The organism is Roseinatronobacter domitianus (genome assembly GCF_023336755.1).
GTDB classification, from domain to species: domain Bacteria; phylum Pseudomonadota; class Alphaproteobacteria; order Rhodobacterales; family Rhodobacteraceae; genus Roseinatronobacter; species Roseinatronobacter domitianus.
In genome coordinates this window covers 1-1,530 of the sequence record NZ_JALZWP010000048.1, presented here as the reverse complement: position 1 = coordinate 1,530, position 1,530 = coordinate 1, and the positions used below count along the sequence as shown (strand labels likewise).

Annotated in this window: 1 protein-coding gene and 1 pseudogene; one reads left to right on the top strand and one right to left on the bottom strand. The window is 59.3% G+C overall.

Going from position 1 to position 1,530, the window contains the following annotated elements:
* Positions 1-147 precede the first annotated feature (147 nt).
* The gene (locus tag M3N55_RS16645; RefSeq protein WP_249060976.1) at positions 148-1,239 is read right to left on the bottom strand and encodes an IS630 family transposase; all 1,092 of its coding nucleotides are present in this window, start codon (positions 1,237-1,239) and stop codon (positions 148-150) included.
* Positions 1,240-1,393: 154 nt separating this feature from the next.
* On the opposite strand from M3N55_RS16645, the pseudogene M3N55_RS16640 reads away from it, so the two are divergent.
* Positions 1,394-1,530 (top strand): annotated as a pseudogene (locus M3N55_RS16640) (IS3 family transposase); the annotation flags it as partial.

Here is a 1,530-nt window from a genome sequence, read left to right as displayed (position 1 = left end):
TGGAAAGTAGGGCTTCAGACGCGCCATCTGTGCGTCGGTCAGCCAGAAAAGATTGCTCATGTCACCGCTCCGTTTTCGGAGCCGTGAATCACGCAGCGCTCGGGAAATCAATGCATCCTGACCCTAGTGTTCCGAGTCTGACGCATGTTACCTGCTTCCTCTGATTTCATCGAGTGCATTCAGGGCGCGGCGTTCTCGCGTTAGGATATCGTCAGCCGTTTTGGTCCAGACGAAAGGTTTCGGTTTTGCGTTGTGTAGCAGCAAGTAGTCGTAGATTGCGCTCTCCAGATCGTCGACGCTGGAATAGCTGCCGCGCCGGATGCGCTTCGAGGTGATCTCGGCAAAGAACCGTTCGACCAGGTTCAGCCATGACGCGCTGGTGGGCGTAAAGTGCAACTTGAAGCGCGGGTGCTTCTCCAGCCAGGCCTTCACGTCGGGCGTCTTGTGGGTGGCGTAGTTATCGAGGATCAGGTGCACTTCGCGTTTCCCCGTCACGGCCCTGTCGATGCGGCGGAGGAACTTCAGGAACTCCTTCGCCCGGTGGCGCGGCATGCAGTCGCCGATCACCATGCCTGACTTTACATCAAGCGCGGCGAACAGCGTGGTCGTTCCATGGCGCTTGTAATCGTGGGTCATAGTGGCCGCGCGGCCCTTCTTCAGCGGCAGTCCCGGCTGGGTCCGATCAAGGGCTTGGATCTGGGATTTTTCGTCGACGCAGAGCACCACCGCCCGCTCTGGAGGGTCGAGGTAAAGCCCGACGATATCGGTGACCTTCTCTTCGAACATCGGGTCGTTGGAGACCTTGAAGCCCTTCGTCAGGTGCGGCTTCAGACCCGCCTCGGCCCATATGCGGCCCACGCTCGACGGCGAGATGCCCATGGCCTCGGCCATGGTAGAGCGGCTCCAATGGGTGGCGTTGGGCGGGCTCTCCTGCACCGTCTTCACGATCACCTTGAGCCGCGTTTCCCGAGGCAGCGGCGGCACCCGCGACGGCCGGGTCTTGTCGCGCTTGAGCCCGGCTACCCCTTCGTCAAGGTAGCGCTCCTGCCAGCGCCAGACGGTCGGCTTCGACTTGTTCGCGCGACGCATGATTTCGAAAGTCCCATAGCCGTCCGCCGTCGCCAGCACGATTTCGGCCCGCCAGACCAGCTTTCGCGGTGTGTTACGGTCGGTGACCAGAGCTTCAAGCTGTGCACGGTTAGCGGGGCTCAGATACAGGCAGATGTCATCGCGTCTCATGACCCGACAATGGCACACCAGACCACAGATGGGAAACTTACGTCAGGTGGGGAACAATAGGTTGCTCAACAAAAAATTCGAAAGAAAGAAACTGACTGGCCTTCTGGTCTCTGAATCGCCCCGAGTTTGTCGGAGACCATCAACTTAAGTAAGGATGGTTGTGGTGACAAAAAGCAAAATGGCAAATCGCTACTCACCCGAGGTCCGCGCACGGGCGGTCCGGATGGTGTTCGAGCATCAAGGCTCATACGAAACGCAGGCGGGCGCGATTGCGGCCATTGCACCTAAGAT

Coding starts and splice junctions, on each gene's coding strand:
- M3N55_RS16645 (WP_249060976.1), bottom strand. CDS start 1,239: ATGAGACGCGATGACATCTGCCTGTATCTGAGCCCCGCTAACCGTGCA.